This window comes from Candidatus Aquicultor sp. (genome assembly GCF_054640775.1).
Genome location: NZ_JBTSLF010000050.1, coordinates 1 through 16,056, shown reverse-complemented (window position 1 = coordinate 16,056; position 16,056 = coordinate 1). Strand labels below are relative to the sequence as shown.

At 52.3% G+C, this 16,056-nt stretch carries 17 protein-coding genes; 6 read left to right on the top strand and 11 right to left on the bottom strand.

All coding sequences use genetic code 11. The features are described from left to right. Positions 1 to 601: outer membrane protein assembly factor BamB family protein (locus ACYC56_RS05960; protein ID WP_461373263.1), on the bottom strand; the 601-nt coding region annotated here is incomplete at its 3' end. Positions 602 to 876: 275 nt separating this feature from the next. Here ACYC56_RS05960 and ACYC56_RS05955 point away from each other — a divergent pair. Continuing rightward, positions 877 to 1,071 (top strand): two-CW domain-containing protein, encoded by a 195-nt coding sequence (locus ACYC56_RS05955; RefSeq protein WP_461373262.1) that lies wholly within the window; start codon positions 877 to 879, stop codon positions 1,069 to 1,071. Between the two features lie 127 nt (positions 1,072 to 1,198). On the opposite strand, the gene ACYC56_RS05950 is transcribed toward ACYC56_RS05955, so the two are convergent. After that, positions 1,199 to 1,432, bottom strand: a complete 234-nt coding sequence (locus ACYC56_RS05950; RefSeq protein ID WP_461373261.1) for a DUF951 domain-containing protein — start codon at positions 1,430 to 1,432, stop codon at positions 1,199 to 1,201. A 174-nt stretch (positions 1,433 to 1,606) separates the two neighbouring features. Here ACYC56_RS05950 and ACYC56_RS05945 point away from each other — a divergent pair, with 174 nt between their 5' ends. Together ACYC56_RS05945 and ACYC56_RS05940 are read left to right on the top strand one after the other, a co-directional pair. After that, the gene (locus tag ACYC56_RS05945; protein ID WP_461373260.1) at positions 1,607 to 1,882 is read left to right on the top strand and encodes an ACT domain-containing protein; all 276 of its coding nucleotides are present in this window, start codon (positions 1,607 to 1,609) and stop codon (positions 1,880 to 1,882) included. An 18-nt stretch (positions 1,883 to 1,900) separates the two neighbouring features. Continuing rightward, a complete protein-coding gene (locus ACYC56_RS05940; protein ID WP_461373265.1) occupies positions 1,901 to 3,262 on the top strand; it encodes a DUF711 family protein in 1,362 nt (453 codons plus the stop codon). A 141-nt stretch (positions 3,263 to 3,403) separates the two neighbouring features. Here ACYC56_RS05940 and ACYC56_RS05935 read toward each other — a convergent pair whose 3' ends face one another. The 8 genes from ACYC56_RS05935 to ACYC56_RS05900 all read right to left on the bottom strand — a co-directional run bounded on the left by ACYC56_RS05935 (position 3,404) and on the right by ACYC56_RS05900 (position 12,914). Next, a complete protein-coding gene (locus tag ACYC56_RS05935; RefSeq protein WP_461373259.1) occupies positions 3,404 to 3,712 on the bottom strand; it encodes a YtxH domain-containing protein in 309 nt (102 codons plus the stop codon). Between the two features lie 131 nt (positions 3,713 to 3,843). Then, a complete protein-coding gene (locus tag ACYC56_RS05930) occupies positions 3,844 to 6,270 on the bottom strand; it encodes an ABC transporter permease (protein ID WP_461373258.1) in 2,427 nt (808 codons plus the stop codon). Next, positions 6,224 to 6,973, bottom strand: a complete 750-nt coding sequence (locus tag ACYC56_RS05925; RefSeq protein ID WP_461373264.1) for an ABC transporter ATP-binding protein — start codon at positions 6,971 to 6,973, stop codon at positions 6,224 to 6,226. Before ACYC56_RS05925 ends, ACYC56_RS05930 begins: the two co-directional genes overlap by 47 nt. Before the next feature lie 271 nt (positions 6,974 to 7,244). Further along, complete coding sequence (gene gltA, locus ACYC56_RS05920; RefSeq protein ID WP_461373257.1) at positions 7,245 to 8,687, bottom strand: NADPH-dependent glutamate synthase; 1,443 nt, start codon at positions 8,685 to 8,687, stop codon at positions 7,245 to 7,247. A 12-nt stretch (positions 8,688 to 8,699) separates the two neighbouring features. Next, complete coding sequence (locus ACYC56_RS05915) at positions 8,700 to 9,539, bottom strand: sulfide/dihydroorotate dehydrogenase-like FAD/NAD-binding protein (RefSeq protein WP_461373256.1); 840 nt, start codon at positions 9,537 to 9,539, stop codon at positions 8,700 to 8,702. 308 nt (positions 9,540 to 9,847) lie between these two features. Next, complete coding sequence (locus ACYC56_RS05910; protein WP_461373255.1) at positions 9,848 to 10,837, bottom strand: acyl-CoA dehydratase activase; 990 nt, start codon at positions 10,835 to 10,837, stop codon at positions 9,848 to 9,850. A 2-nt stretch (positions 10,838 to 10,839) separates the two neighbouring features. Continuing rightward, positions 10,840 to 11,958 carry a CoA protein activase gene (locus ACYC56_RS05905; RefSeq protein ID WP_461373254.1) on the bottom strand — a complete coding sequence of 373 codons (1,119 nt, stop codon included), beginning with the start codon at positions 11,956 to 11,958 and terminating at the stop codon, positions 10,840 to 10,842. Further along, a complete protein-coding gene (locus ACYC56_RS05900) occupies positions 11,958 to 12,914 on the bottom strand; it encodes an acyl-CoA dehydratase activase-related protein (RefSeq protein WP_461373253.1) in 957 nt (318 codons plus the stop codon). The genes ACYC56_RS05905 and ACYC56_RS05900 overlap by 1 nt, the downstream gene beginning before the upstream one ends. 478 nt (positions 12,915 to 13,392) lie before the next feature. Between ACYC56_RS05900 and ACYC56_RS05895 the strand changes: the two genes are divergently transcribed. From ACYC56_RS05895 to ACYC56_RS05885, 3 genes are all read left to right on the top strand, one after another. Beyond that, entirely contained in the window at positions 13,393 to 13,599 is a 207-nt protein-coding gene (locus tag ACYC56_RS05895; RefSeq protein WP_461373252.1) for a cold-shock protein, read from the top strand. 164 nt (positions 13,600 to 13,763) lie between these two features. Beyond that, a complete protein-coding gene (locus ACYC56_RS05890; RefSeq protein ID WP_461373251.1) occupies positions 13,764 to 15,221 on the top strand; it encodes an ArnT family glycosyltransferase in 1,458 nt (485 codons plus the stop codon). Between the two features lie 50 nt (positions 15,222 to 15,271). Continuing rightward, complete coding sequence (locus ACYC56_RS05885) at positions 15,272 to 15,436, top strand: hypothetical protein (RefSeq protein ID WP_461373250.1); 165 nt, start codon at positions 15,272 to 15,274, stop codon at positions 15,434 to 15,436. A gap of 123 nt (positions 15,437 to 15,559) precedes the next feature. Here the strand turns inward: ACYC56_RS05885 and ACYC56_RS05880 are convergent. Then, the coding region (locus ACYC56_RS05880) for a hypothetical protein (protein WP_461373249.1) at positions 15,560 to 16,056 on the bottom strand (497 nt) is incomplete at its 5' end.

Sequence of the window (16,056 nt, the reverse complement as noted above, 5' to 3'; positions counted from 1 at the left end):
CGTTACCGCCAACAAACAACGCATCATTGGTCACCGCCGGCATCGACTTAATGCCGGACCGGTTAATCGACCATAATTTTTCGCCGGTTGCCGTATTCAGAGCGTAAATATCACCATTTGCCGCACCAAAGTATATCCGGTCGGCAAAAATTACCGGCGAAGTAGTTGGTGCAGCACTGATAGACCAGATATTCTGCCCGGTCTTGGCATCAAGGGCATAGAACTTGCCATCCCTGGCGCCAAAGTAAATCCGTCCGTTTGCAAGCGCAGGGGCTCCGTCGACTATTAATCCTTCAGCTGCCCATAGGTGCTGCTTAGTCAACAAGGAGATTGCCAGCATCTGACCTCGAGAGCCACTGCGCTCCCCGACATAGACAATCCCGTCTGCTATTACAGGGCGAGTGCGCGATTCATATAAGGCTAGTTCGCCCCCCTTAACCCAATCAACCTTTAAAGGCGGTGCGATACCCTGCTCGTCAGCATTAAACCCGGTATTTTGCGCATCATACTGATACATAGGCCAACTCGACCCGTAAGCGGCCGGCATGCCGGCAATCAGCATGATTAAACCAGTGATGACTGCAGTTTTAAGAATATTCAAATGGCGCCCCTCCAATACTATCCTTATCTAGTTTAGTGTCCGAACTGATACTTACACATATGTGCTATAGCACATATACGCCACAAGCGCTTGCATTCCTTCAAGATTTTTAAATATTTTTGAAAAAACTTCAGCGACCGCAAAAATGGAACGCCACAGTTATCTTACACTTCTAATACTTTGTAAATTCATTAACAAGCGCTAAACCCTGCGGAAATAGAGTCCGATAACTCAAAGTAATCTAGTGTTTGTTACCTTTGAAGGAGTGAGAATTAGTGAACTGCTGGGAGTTTAAACATTGTGGTAAAGACAAAACCGGCGATTGCCCGGCGTATCCGAAGAATGGTGCCGATTGCTGGCGCGTGGCCGGGACGATGTGCGGCGGCAAGGTGCAGGGTTCGTTCGCGCAGAAGCTTGCAAACTGCATGGACTGCGACTTCTACAAGTCGGTTAAAGGCATAGCAAGCTAGTTTCTCAAATTTAAGTGCTCCATACCTCGGGAATGCACTTTTCCCGATAAGTATGCTCCTAAAAAAGTGCTCCTTAGTTGTTAAGGAGCACTTTTTTTATTGCTATCTTTAAGCGGGTACTTACCCGTTATGATTCCTCGGTGGGTGTTTCGGGGGGATGCTTTTCGTGATAGCGCTTGACGTATCCTCTGAACCTGCGGTCGAAATCGTAGCGCATCAGGCGCACCTTTCGCCCGCACCCTATGCAGGTCATGCCGATGTCCATGCCGAGCTTGGTTATCTCCCACTCGTTTGCGCCGCAGGGGTGGCCTTTTTTCAGTTGTACGACGTCGCCTATCTCGATCTCTATAACTTTTACCATATCGATTTCACACTCACTTCTTCCATTTATAATACAACGCCGCGCCTGCAAAATGAAGTTTATCGAAGGCCGGCCCGCTTTCTTCGCTTCACTTTTACCCCTGGTTTCCTGCTACAATAAACCCATCTTATTTTCCGCTAAAGGCTGATAGCTGCCATCTTTGAAGGAGGCGTTATGAAACGACGGGCTATTGTAACCGTTCTTGGCAAGGACCGCGTGGGAATCGTCGCGGGCGTGAGCCGGGTGCTCGCCGAGAACAGCGTGAATATCGAGGACATAAGCCAGACCATCATGCAGGACTTCTTTACCATGATAATGCTGGTCACATTGGATGAGGATATCACCCCCATCGCCGGTCTGCAGGACAAACTCAACGAGGTAGCGGATGAGCTGGGCGTAAAGATTACGGTGCAGCACGAGGACATCTTCCGCTACATGCACAGGCTTTAGGGGGTTATGACGATGCCAATGCTCATCAATCCTGAAGAGATACGAGAAACCATAGGGATGATCCAGGAGCAGCGCCTCGACATCCGCGCGGTCACGATGGGGATATCCTTGCGCGACTGCAGCGACGAGAACGGCGACAAGCTGCTCGACAATATCTACAACAAAGTCACCGAATCGGCGAAAGACCTGGTCAAGGTGGCGGAATCGTTGCAGGAGAAATACGGAATCCCGATTGTCAACAAGCGAATTTCGATCTCGCCCATCTCGGCGATTGCCGAGTCGAGCGATTTGGAGGATTACGTGCCGATTGCGGCGGTGCTCGATAAGGCCGCCAAAGAGCTTAAGATAGATTTTATCGGCGGGTTTACAGCGCTTATTCAAAAGGGCGCGACGCCGGGGGACCGCAAGCTTATCAATTCCATCCCTCGGGCGCTTGCCGAAACCGACCGGGTGTGTTCGTCGGTCAACGTCGCATCGAGCAAGGCCGGGATCAACATGGACGCGGTGCTCGAGATGGCCGGCGTCATCAAAGAGACCGCCGAGCTTACAAAAGACAAGGACGGCATCGGCTGCGCCAAGCTCGTGGTCTTTGCCAATATCCCCGAGGATAACCCATTCATGGCCGGGGCCTATCACGGCTTCGGCGAGGCCGACCGGGTGATAAACGTGGGTATCAGCGGCCCCGGCGTGGTGCGCGCTACCCTCGAGCGCTACCCGGATGTGGACCTGATGCAGGTTGCCGAGATCATCAAGCGCACCGCGTTTAAAATCACCCGGATGGGCGAGTTAATCGGGCGCGAGTCGGCGGCGCTTCTTGGGGTACAACCCGGCGTGGTCGACCTCTCGCTTGCGCCTACCCCGACACCGGGCGACTCGGTGGCGAAAATCCTCGAGGCGATGGGGCTTGAGAAGTGCGGGGCTCCGGGCACCACGGCGGCGTTGGCGCTGCTCAACGATGCGGTCAAAAAAGGCGGCGCGATGGCGACATCCTCGACCGGCGGGCTCTCGGGCGCGTTTATCCCGGTTAGCGAGGATTTGGGGATGATAGAGGCGGTCGAGGCTGGGGCGCTCTCGATTGAAAAACTCGAAGCGATGACGGCGGTCTGCTCGGTGGGCATCGACATGGTCGTTATCCCGGGGGATACCCCCGTTGAAACCATCGCCGGCATCATCGCCGACGAGATGGCGATAGCGGTCGTTAATCACAAAGCGGCAGGGGTGCGGTTGGTTCCGGCCCCGGGTAAAGGCACAGGAGACCAGGCGTTTTTTGGGGATCTCCTGGGGTTTGCGCCGGTGATGGCGGTGAACCCGTTCTCGTGCGCGAATTTCGTGCGCAGGGGCGGCCGCATACCGGCGCCCTTGACCAGCCTCAATAATTAGAGCCCGGGGGCCGGGTCCAGAACGAGTAGCCTTGGTTGTATCTTAAAAAAGCTGCGGGAACAAACCGCAGCTTTTTGTGTTTAGCTCATAGAACCAGTAGCTACTGGTAATCTTTTTACTACCGATGCTAGCGATATGAGGTTAGGCTATCTGCTCGGCCGCTTCTTCTGCTTCTTGAGCCCTTCTGCTCGCCATATCCATTGCGCTTTGGTATGCCTCTGATGCCCGGCTGCCGAGTCTCTGCCTGGTTTCAGAGCCGCTTGCCGGGGCGATTAATATCCCTGCCAGCAAGCCGATGGCAAATCCAGATACCGCGACAAGAGCAATTGTCGTAAGATTCCTATTTCTCGCTTCCCCCAATGCTTCGCTTAAAAGCTGAGAGGCGCGATCACTCAGTTGCTCGCCGGCCTCCATGGCCGATTGACGTAATGCGCTAACGCGTGCCGCCATTTTCGCCGCCTCCTTTCAGTTCGTCTCACTACTTCTGTATTTTCCCTAATAAAATCGAAGTAAACGGTGCCGCCGCGACAATCATTCAGGTGAGCCGTTTGCAGCTACCAGAAGTTACCGCCTAAACCCTACTACTCATATGCCAAAATCTCGCGCACGCTGAGTTTAGCGGCCTTCCAAGCGGGTAAGAGGCTCGCTAATGTCGCGATCGCTATCACGACGGCAAGCCAGATGGCGACCCCGAGAAGAGAGAACTCATAATTAAGCGGCATTTTCATAAACGCCATTCCTACGGCATAGCAAAGCCCCTTACTTAGCGGTATCGCCAGCACCACACCAAATACCCAGCTAACGATACCTATAAGGATGCCCTCAGATATAAATATCCGTATAATGGCAAGGTTTGAGGCCCCGATGGCGCGCATGACGCCGATCTCCCGCGTGCGCTCCAGTACATTAATGCTCATCGTCCCCATCAAGCCAAGCCCACCGACCACGGCAAGCAGTAACACCATGATAAACATAAAAACAACGATGATATTGAACTGAAATGCAACCCTGGAGCGTATATTAGCATTCGTTTCGGTCGAGTTGACACGGATGCCGACATGCTTAAACCGCTCCTCCAACGTTTTTGCGATAGAGGATTGGGACTCCGGGTCGTGTTGATTAGTCTTTATCACAACGAAGTTCGTTCGCCCGGCATCTCTGGTTACCAACGTGAAGTAGGGGTAGTTCGCGTAGGCCATTGGCCCCGCCAGCTGTCCCTTGACAATGCCAACAACCTGCCACTTCGTCCTGCGGCCATTGATTTTAAAAACCAACGTATTGCCGAGCGCAATATCCGGCTCTTCCTTCAGCAAATCAGTATTAACAACGATCGCATTCTTGTCCTCCGGCGATAGCCAGCGGCCCTCTTTCATTGAGGGCTCTATCAGATCCGTGAGTGCGGGCGCTGCGAGGACGATAATATTCTCATTTTCGGTGCCATCAGGGCGCACCCGGGTTACGGGCTTGAATCCCCAGCTCTCCACTCTTTCAACGCCGGGCAAGAGAAGCGCCTTGTGCTCAATTTGCTTGATCCGATACGGTTGGAAGAAACTGATTTGGATATCATACTTCCAATACTGCATAAGCGTATCGAGCGTAAAAAGTAGCGAGGAGCGCACACTAAAGACGGCCACAAAAATGCCGGCGGCTAAGGTCAGCGTGATCAGCGTCATCGTCAAACGCCCCTTTCGCCTGAATGTATTGCGAATCGAGAGTAACAACGGCCGCGATATGCCACCCATTAGGCCAATAAAACGGTCTACGAGACCCCTTTTGGGTGGTTTTGAACCGATACCGTAAGAGCTTATGGCCTCGCGAACTGTGAGGCGTGCGCCCGAGATGATCGGATAGAGCGAGGCGAGAATGGGAACCATCAACCCTATTGCGATCTCCAGGGCAAACACCCAAAGGGGCGTAGCAAAATCGGTGATATCAAAGTTTAAAAGGCTTGCGGTGAATGTGCTGAACGCATGCGCACCGAGCATACTGAGAGGTATCGCGACGAGCAACGCCAGAACGCCAAAGACGGTAACCGTTGTGAAGTAGATCCCCATGACCTGGCTCGAAGCCGCGCCGACCGCTTTCATCATGCCGATCTGCCGGATTTGTTGGGCCAGTAGAGCGGAGATCGTGTTGACAACGAGAAACGCGCTTAGGATCAGCGACAGGATACCGAGGGCCCCAAGAACCGTGGTCATCGCCCTCAGCGGACTATCCATGACGTGCTTTCCCGGATCGGGGATCGTCGTCTTGAAGACGTTTATGCCGATTGCCCCCAACATATCATCCCTGACCTTATTGGCGACCCTGCCGATGTGCGTCTTGTTAAGGTCATCTTTGGAGACAATAATGGTGAGCTGGTTAAATTTGCGCTCCTCGCCGAGCCGCTCCAAGGTGTCGAAGTTTATATAGCCGACGGCCCTGCCCGAAAACTTGACCGGTATTTGCTGGATGTCGTGGACGGTACCGGCCATGCGCAGCTTACGCTGCTCCCCGTTGGAGGTCTCAACGTTTATCGCATCGCCGACCGCAAGCTTTATAAGATCAAGGGTCGAACGCTCAAACAGCACCTCGTCTTTGCGCGGCGGCCAGGCACCCGATTCGTGCTCGATCTTGTTAATCCGGATGGAGTTGAAATCCTGTATCGCGATGAGGTCGACATTTTGCCACTCGCCTTCGCCGACTTTAAAGCGGACCGCGAGCGTTCGCCGCCCCTCCGCATCGCGTATCTCCTTCATGCGCTGGACCGATCTGACGACATCGTTGTCGAACGGGGCGGTGTACAGCAATGCGCTTGCCGGATTAATAGAATGGTAGCTCTTGTCGAGGTTGTGCATCAAGATTTCCTGCGAGCTAATAATCATACCGACTGCGAAGATGCCGACTGCGATGGAAAGAACGACCAGAATCGTCCGCGTCTTGCTTCCCCAGAGATCTCGAATAACTTTATACCAGCGCGGTCTAAACACGTTCGGTCTCCAGCCGGACATCGCCCGGCGACCCTTCACCGTTCGCTTCCCTGACCACCTCATTTACGATCTCACCATCGGCGATGGTAATGGCTCGCGTGACGCGCTTTGCCAGGTCGTTATCGTGGGTCACCATGAGAATCGTTTTTCCTTGCTCGACGAGTTTCATGAAGAGTTGGAAGACCGACTCCGCCGTCTTTGAATCGAGGTTACCGGTCGGCTCATCGGCAACCAAAATCGATGGATCATTTGCCAGCGCCCGCGCAATAGCCGCCCGCTGCTGCTGGCCACCCGAGACGGCTGAGGGCAACTTGTTCGCATGCTCCTCAAGCTCAACCAGCTGCAACAGGTGCATCGCCCGCTCACGGCGCTCCCCGGGTGAGTGCACATTGCAAAAATCCATCGGTAGCATCACGTTCTCTATAATAGTGAGCGTTGGCAAGAGTTGGAAAAACTGAAAAATAACGCCCAAATGGCGACCACGCCACTGGGCCATCTGTCCCTCTTTTAGCGTATGAACCGCTGTGTCTCCAACGAGCACCTCGCCGGATGTCGGCCGGTCGATCCCTGCAATCATGTTTATAAGCGTCGACTTACCGCTACCCGACTTACCAATAACAGCTACAAACTCGCTGGTGTCGACCTTAAGGTCCACCCCATTAAGCGCTGTAAACGTGCCCGCGCTGGTCTCGTACACCTTTTCGATCCCTCGCAGCTCGATTAAGTGGCTGTTACCATGCACGTACAGCCCATTTTCCTCATCTGCGGTTCCATTCCGCCTCAGCCAGCGCCCCAGCACCGTAGTATCTCACCTCTAGTTATTTATCTTATTATCCCTTATCTATAATAGTGTTTTTCTTGTGCTTTGCCCATGTTTTACGTAGTTGTTTAAGCCATGGCGGAAGTATTATAAGTGGGCCTGGAAAAAGAGCAGGGCGGAACTAAGTTCCGCCCTGTAGATTTCTTAAGCTTTTATAGCCCCTGGGCTTTAGACCCTGGGCCCTTTTTTCTCCTTAGGCTTTGACTTTTGTCATCAGGTACTCGTGGATCGAGTTTGCAGCCTTGCGGCCTGCGCCTGCAGCCAGGATAACTGTCGCCGAGCCGGTTACGATGTCGCCGCCGGCAAACACGCCGGGCTTGTTGGTTGCACCGTTCTCGTCGGCTACGATGTAGCCGCGTTTGTTAAGCTCGAGATCGGGGGTCGAATTCGGGATAATCGGGTTCGAGCCGGTACCGATCGACATTACTACGGTGTCGACCTCGATGACGTACTCGGAGCCCTCGATTACAACCGGGCGGCGCCTACCGGACTCATCCGGCTCGCCGAGTTCCATTTTCGAGCACTTGATACCGCGTACCCAGCCGTCCTCGCCGACGATCTCGACGGGATTGGTGAGGAGACGGAAATCGATACCTTCCTCGATGGCGTGGTGGACTTCCTCTTTACGGGCGGGAAGCTCTTCCATCGAACGGCGGTATACGAGGTAGACCGCCTCGGCACCGAGGCGAAGTGCGGTTCTGGCCGAGTCCATCGCGACGTTTCCGCCACCGACGACCGCCACATGTCCGCCCTTTTTAATCGGTGTATCATACTCTGGGAAGAGGTATGCTTTCATAAGGTTTGTCCTGGTCAAGAACTCGTTGGCCGAGTAAACGCCGTTGAGGTTCTCGCCCGGGATGTTCAAGAACATCGGCAGACCTGCGCCTGAGCCGATGAAGACCGCGTCAAAATCGCCGAGAAGCTCATCAACTGTGTAGAGCTTGCCGACGACAGAGTCGACCTTGATATCGACGCCAAGCGCCTTGATACCGTCGACTTCTGATTGGACGATCGCTTTTGGAAGCCTGAATTCGGGGATACCGTAGACGAGAACGCCGCCCGCTTTGTGGAGCGCCTCGAACATGGTGACCTTGTGGCCGAGTTTGGCCAAATCGGCTGCGACGACTAGCCCTGCCGGGCCCGTGCCGACGACCGCGACTTTAAAGCCGCTCGGTTTTGGCTTCTCGACCTTACCGTTGCTGCTGCCTCCGCCGTTCACGCGCTCGTAATCGGCTACGAAACGCTCCATACGGCCGATTGCAACCGGCTCGTTCTTCTTACCAAGCGCGCATTTGCTCTCGCACTGGCTCTCCTGCGGGCATACGCGACCGCAAACTGCCGGAACCGGATTTTTCTCTTTTATCTTCTTGGCCGCGCCGATAAAATCGCCCTCTTTGATCAGAGCGATAAACTCGGGGATCGGTACCTCGACCGGACATCCCGCGACACAATCCCTTTTCTTGCAAGCCAAGCAGCGGTTCGCCTCGCGGAGGGCATCTTCGGCGCTGAAGCCGATGGTTACCTCTTCAAAGTTTCTCCCGCGCGCTTTGGCGTCTTGCTCAGGCATCGCGGTACGGGTTTTTCTAATCTCTTTTATCTCTTCTTTTGTAAATTCGGGTACTTTTACTTCTGACATCTGCCCTCCTCCTTACTTTGCGCTCGGGACGCAACTACATGAATATTTTTCCATCGCACCTTTTTCCTCTTCGAGGTAGGTACGCTGACGTGTCATCAATAGATCCCAGTCGACCTCATGGCCGTCGAAATCCGGGCCGTCGGTACAGCCGAACATCGTCTTGCCGCCAACCGAAACACGGCAGGCGCCGCACATACCGGTGCCGTCGACCATGATCGGATTCAAGCTGACAAATGTTTTAACACCGTACGGCTTGGTTGTAAGGGATACGAACTTCATCATGATGGCCGGGCCGATCGCCATGACCCAGTCAACACCGTTCTCTTCGATCTCTTGCTTGAGAGGATCGGTAATAAGGCCCTTCATACCCTTGCTGCCATCATCGGTGGCAACAAGGACCTTATCGCTAAACTCGCTAAGCTCTTTCTCGTAAACGAGAAGGTCGGCCGAGCGTGCACCGATAATCGAGGTGACGATATTGCCAGCCTCTTTGAGCGCCTTGCCGATCGGATACATCGGTGCGGCACCGAAGCCGCCGCCGAGAAGGGCTACTCTTCCGTAGTTCTTAATCGGGGTCGCATGACCCATCGGGCCGGCGACATCCGCGATCTCATCGCCAACCTGCAGAGCCCCGAGCTTCGAAGATGTTACGCCGATCGTCTGAACAACGAGACCAAGGGTTCCATCCTCCGGGCTTATACGAGCCAATGAAAGCGGGATACGCTCCCCCACCTCATCTGCGCGAACGACAACAAATTGTCCTGCTTTGGCCTTCTTTGCGATCTCCGGTGCTTCGACCTTCAAAGATATCAGGTCGGACCGAAGAACTTCTCTTCCTAAAACTTTAGCCAATTTGCACTCCTCTCCCCCAACATTATTGGTAACTCACTTGTAATTTTTGCCACAAAAGCACCTTATATCTTAGCTTTGGGACCTGGTGTTGTCAAGGCTTTATCGATGTGTAACGCCCTATTAACACAGCTCATAAGGGCATAGGAAATCTTGCCATACCGCTCACGGTATTTTTACCCCTACAAGTATCGTTATTTCCCCGACGCCCTGGCATGGATGGCGTTGCAGAAAAAAGGATCGGCGCATGCTGCAAACAAAAAAGGTGGGCTCTTTGGCCCACCCCGAAATATGAAAACCGGCTAGCTAGTCTATGTAGAGGACTGCACGAGCAGGTCGGCTTCCTCCGCGCTTGCGACTTCCCACTTGCCGCAACGACCGCCCCAGCACGCGAGCGTCTTGCCCTCGACCATGATTTTGACGATCTCGCAGTGGTTCTCGCACCCCTTACAGTGAAAGCTTCTCGTCTGGTAATCGACATCGGCCGATTCGAAGCCGGTGAACTTGGTAGCACCGTCGCGCACCGTACCGCGCGCCAGAAGCGCCGCGCCGATCGCGCCCATCACATGATGGTGCTCGGGGATGGTGATCTGCATCTGAAGCGCCTCTTCGAACGCCCGCTTCATACCGGCGTTGGCCGCAACCCCGCCCTGGAAGACGATCGGCGCTATCAGGTCCTTGCCCTTTGCGAGATTATTGAGGTAGTTGCGAACAAGCGCCTGGCAGAGGCCGTAGATGATATCCTCCATCCGGTAACCCATCTGCTGCTTGTGTATCATATCGGACTCGGCGAAGACCGAGCAGCGCCCGGCGATCTGGCATGAAACGGTCGAATTAAGCGCGTAGCCGCCGAACTCCTCGATCGGGATGCCGAGGCGTTGCGCCTGGTGATCGAGAAACGAGCCGGTTCCGGCCGCACACACCGTATTCATCGCAAAATCGATGACGATGCCGTCGCGCAGCAGGATGATCTTCGAGTCCTGCCCGCCTATCTCAAGAACCGTTCGTACCTGCGGCACCACATGGGACGCCGCAATAGCGTGCGCCGTTATCTCGTTCTTGATGATATCCGCGCCGACCATAACGCCGCTCAGGTAGCGCGCGCTTCCCGTCGTGCCGACACCCGCTATCTCTACATTCTCGGGAAGCTGTTCTCTCAGCTTTTTCAGTCCCGACTGCACGGCCACGATCGGCTGCCCCTGCGTCCTTATGTAAACAAGGCTTACCACGTCGCCGCGCTCATCTATAACAACAAGGTTGGTGCTGACCGAGCCAACATCAACGCCTAAAAAACCCTTCATGTTTACGTCCTTCCACTTGGTGTGCTGCCTACTAACTGCCTTGCGTTGTGCTTTTTCCTGCTCGCCAAAAGGTCGATGAAGGCCTCCAGGCGGGTCAGTATGCCGGCGCGCCCCGTCTGCTCGTCGATGACGAACGAGATGACCGGGATATCAAGGTCGCGGCTTACCATCGGCAAAATCGACTTTGCGATGGTGTCCGGCATGCAGGTAAACGGGAAGAGATGAATCACCCCGTCAAAGCCTTCCTTGGCATACACGCAGGTATGCCCCACACTCGGCAGCCCCTCGCCGCCGACGAAGTGGTTGAGGTACGGCTTGGCGGCCGCAGCGATATCATCGTCGTTTATCCCCATGATCTGATTTTTAGTCGACGGGCTTATCCAGTCGGTGAGATACACCGAGCGCTCCAGGGATACCCCCATGTTGCCCAGGTACTCCTCGATATCGAAGTTTACGAACGGCTCGAGCAGGATATAGAACTCGCCGATGATGCCGACTTTGAGCACATCGCGATCCATATCTTTCGCGACCGCCTCGAGCACGGCAAACGCCTCTGCCCTGGCCTGCGCGATTTCCTCCTCGGTCATCGCCAGCATCATAATATCCAGCGCTTTTTTATATGCTTTAGTGGTATCGCCACGGTTGATTTCGTAGGCGCGGTATTTTAGAACATGTTTTTCAAGCTCGTCTAATATCCTGGCCTTGCCGAAGCTCACTTTAATGAGCTGCCAAATCTGATAAATCGATTTTCCGGGCGCCAGTATTTTTAGCGTATTGATAAAGCCCATCCAGCCCGCCGCCGGCGGCTCGAGCACGATCATATCGAACTTGTATCCCGCCTCTTCCAAGACGCACTTTTGTATCTCGGCGTAGTACCCGAAGCGACACGGCCCCACGCCGCCCGCCATTAAAAGCGTATCCGCCCCGGCATTGATAGCCTCGATGAAGTTTCCGATCGTTACCTTCAAAGGAAGGCACGCGAACTCGGGTGAGTAACGCAGGCCCAGTTGCATCGTCTTTGAGCTGGTGCGCGGCGGCGTCAGATAATCGATGCCGGTGCGCGCGAAGATGTCCACAAATATCCGGTCAAGCTTTCCCATATGGGGAAACGTCACCTTCATTACATCGCCCTCCATCTGAGCATATCGATAAAGGCCTCGACGCGGGTGATCATGCCCGCCTCGCCGCTGTGCTCGTCGATTACCAGCGACATCAATGGTATGCCGTGCTGTTTTTTTGCCTCGGTCTCTAGCAGGACCTGTATTAAAGAATCCTGACCGCAGGCGAATGAGAGAATATAGATGATGCCGTCGACCGATTTGGTCTGCATCCAGTGAAACGCCGCGCCGACGACTTCCCGCTCATACGACCAGAAGAGGCGCTTGGGCAGGCGATTCGCCTCGCGCTCGAGCGTGGCGTGCGGGATCATCTCCTCGGTCGCCACATCGGCGCCCCAACTCCTGAGTTTCTTTATCAGATTGAGATTTATATACGGATCGAAGACGTTATACGGGTGCCCGGCGATGCCGATGCGTAAATCCCCGGCCGCCACGTGTTTTTCAGCGCCCGCAATGGCCTCGACCGGCGTGAGCCCTTCCAAAAGCTTTTTCTCATACGCCTTCTGTGCATGGACTCCGGCCGTCCAGGCCCGCCATATCTTATATTTATTGCTGGTAAAAAGCGACCCGAAATCGAAGAGGGCCTCGTAAAAACGCCGTTTGCCTAAACGCGCATTAAAGGTGGGCTCAAAGATCGTAGGAAGCGGCGTGTCGAGCGCACGCGCCAGGTCCGGCAGGCCTAAAAACTTCGGACAGGTGTACGCACCGCTCTCGACGCTTATGACCCTTGGAACAAAGAGCGCGTCCACTTTGTCTTTAAGGTCGAGCAGGTGCCCGAAAAACACCTTTACCGGCAGGCAAAGTTCATTTTCCGCGACCGACGTCCCCAGATTGATCGTCTTTTTGGTGGTAGGGTTGGAGACCACGACCTCGGCCCCGAGCCCTTTCAAAAACGTGTCCCATAACGGGTAATATTTGTAGTAAAGCAACGCTTGAGGAATACCTACCGTTGTACTCAACGCGTGAATACACCCCCTGTGAAATTCTCAAATCTTTTACGCCAACATTAAACAAGAACAGCATAATCGGTTGCTCGATGATTAGCATATCACTAGTTTAGGCAATCGCCTATAGGCGATTCCTTTGAAATACCCACGCGTGGATATTCTAAACATTATTTACCAGCAAGCGGGTGGTACCCCAGCGCCAAATACCCGTGGTAAGCGGATATTTTACCAACATATGAATACCCGGTAAAGAAGAAAATAAAAATGAGGAGGAGAGTGGATTTTGCGCGAGCAGGGGTTTTGCGCTAAAAAGCTTTACAAAAACCGGATTTTAGCCGATAATATATTTTAGCTAAGACGTGAATTCGCAAATGGGACTCGTTTTTAGACGGGTCTTTATTTTTTTGTCGGTGTTGTAAACTCGGTTTCGAGTGTCACATAACCTAGCGTCGTAAGCTTAAAAGTATTGTGACGCTAGGAGGTGGAAGATTTGGCAAAAGGTACAGTAAAGTGGTTCGATAACAGCAAGGGCTTTGGCTTCATCAGCCAGGAGAACGGCGGCCCGGATGTATTCGTACATCACTCAGCTATCAATGCCGACGGTTTCAAGACCCTTACCGAGGGCGCAACCGTCGAGTTCGAAGTCCAGATGGAGGCCAAGGGTGCTCGCGCATCCAACGTCGTCGTTGTCGACTAATTTGAACTAAACAACTTAAAGCCGCCTTCAGGGGCGGCTTTTTTTATTATACACTTAACAGGTAATTAGTGATCTAGCTTCTTATCTCTTGGAACGATAGGACCATGCTACAAACAAAAAATCGGTTGATTAAGCACCAAGACACGTTCATCCTAATCGCTATCTTGCTCATAGCTGCAGCATTCAGAATTTACCAAATTAATGAGCCGTTTGGCGGATACCATGGCTCCAATGAAGGTTTCTACGCTGCTATGGCAAGAGACTACCTGCATAAACCTCTGTTAGATTTATTTACAAAACCTGCTGACCTCAATAACCCGCCGCTTTTTACATTTCTCTTATTAATAAGCTTTAAGTTATTCGGTATATCTGAGAGTTCTGCTCGCTTGGTACCTGTTCTTGCGAGCATTACATCAGTAATCTACTTATATTTGGTAGCTGCAAAATTATTCACTAAAAGGGTAGGCCTTATTGCAGCTGCTCTTTTTGCAGTGAGTCCGGCTCTTGTTCTTGTCGGCAGAAATGTTCAGGTAGATGTTCTTACCATAGCTTTTATCTTAGCCGGTATTTATTATTATTTAGTGAGCGTAGAGCCCGGGATGTCAAACCGTAGCATTGCCTCAGGCATCTTTTTTGGCCTTGCTTTACTTACTAAACTACCAGCATTATTTGCTCTTATCGTACTATGCATCTTTGAACTCTACCGCAAAAAGGATGGCAAACGGGTAAGCAAATCGTTCCTTGGAATCACCGCGACTACTATAATAGTCGCCTTTTTCTGGTACGGTTTTGAGATGGTTACCAATCACTCGGCATTCATAACCAGTCAAGGTTATCTTGCAGGTACATGGGCGCTTCCTAATTCGGCCTTTTTTAGCAATTTTTTCATAAATGAACTAATGTGGGCATTTAATCCGCTAACCTTTATCCTCGTAGCGATAAGCCTGGTAACACTCCTACTAAAAGGCGAAACGAAGTCGCTTCTGATCATCAGCATAATGCTTGTATATACTGTAGTTTTTGCCTTCTACCATTTCCATAGCTATTACTTGCTGCCGGTCATGCCATTCGGCCTCATTTTAGTGGCCAAGTTCTTAGATTCCTACCTTAAGAATCGTTGGCATTTGCTTACCGCTGTTGTCATTATCTGCGTGGTTTCATCCTTCTTCGCCATCTTGCTCATGGCTGGCCAAAAGTACGGCCATACAGAATTCGCTGATTTAACAACATCACCCCTTATCAACAAAAATACTACTGTATATGTCAGCCCGGGTGTTTTTGAGAATGCTGGAACTCTTGTTAAGTTTTATTTGCCAGGAAACCAAGTTATTACGCAAAGCAAGCTTCCCCTGGCAAATAAAAGAAAAAACGCGGTTGCAATCGCTTGGAAGTATCCAGATCAGCCCTCAAATCCCGAATCTCAAGGGATTTATCCATCGCTGAGAAGTAGGTATTCTTTGGTATTATTTGGGATATCTCTTGCTCAGACCCCGCCCTGGCAGCACTATTTTGCTAATGGCAGGATTGAAATAATACCCGTGGGTTCGCCATTTACCTTCGGAATCAAAAAGGATGTAGTTCCTGGACGAGTAGTGCTAATCGATCTAAGTAAACTTCGCTAGACCTTTAGCTTTGACTTCCTGCTCTCGGTTATCCTTAAAGCGTTTTAACTATGAAACATCTCGATGCAAACGATATGATTGACGACATCAATCGTGATAGACCCGTAGCTACTATCCTTATCCCCAGGAACCCCTGCTATTTTCAGCAGGGGTTTTTTATTAATACGAGGAACCTATCAATGCTTGATGATCGCCATGAACAGCGGCGGCAGTAGCAGAATGAGCATCGGGGATAAAACGAACCCTATAACCACGTTACTTATATGATTATAAAAAGAGGGCGAATTTATCATCCGCCCTCTTGAGTATTTTGGTCCAGCATGTTTAGTAGACGATCATTAAGAACTATCCCGTTCTTGGCATAAGCTGGGCATAAGCTGGAGACTAAGTGGCGCCGAAAGAAGAAGAATCGGTACGTACATAATACCCCAGTAATCACCCCATTCTTTTGCCCCTATAACCAAAGAAGCGAGCGCCGGAGTCAAAATTATGCCAAGAAGGTACAGCTGCTCATCCCTCTCCTCAACGAGGAGAACTCCTAAAATTGCTAATCCGAGTATCATAAGTGGCACTGCATCGGATTTGGCCCATGCATACGATTCAAAAAGCCCAAAAGAGAGCATGCTTTTTAGGTATGAGTAGCCCCCATAGATCCATGCGCTGACATCAGGATCCCCGCTGGCTTGGCCAATGTAAGTTTTTACCCTTATATAGTGATACAAGTAAAGTAAACCGAATAAACCGATGGCGCCCAGCCACGTAGCCACCCGTCGCCGATCTCTCGAGCGGAGGGCTACTGCAAGAGGCATAACCACCAGGTAAATAAAGTGTTCTC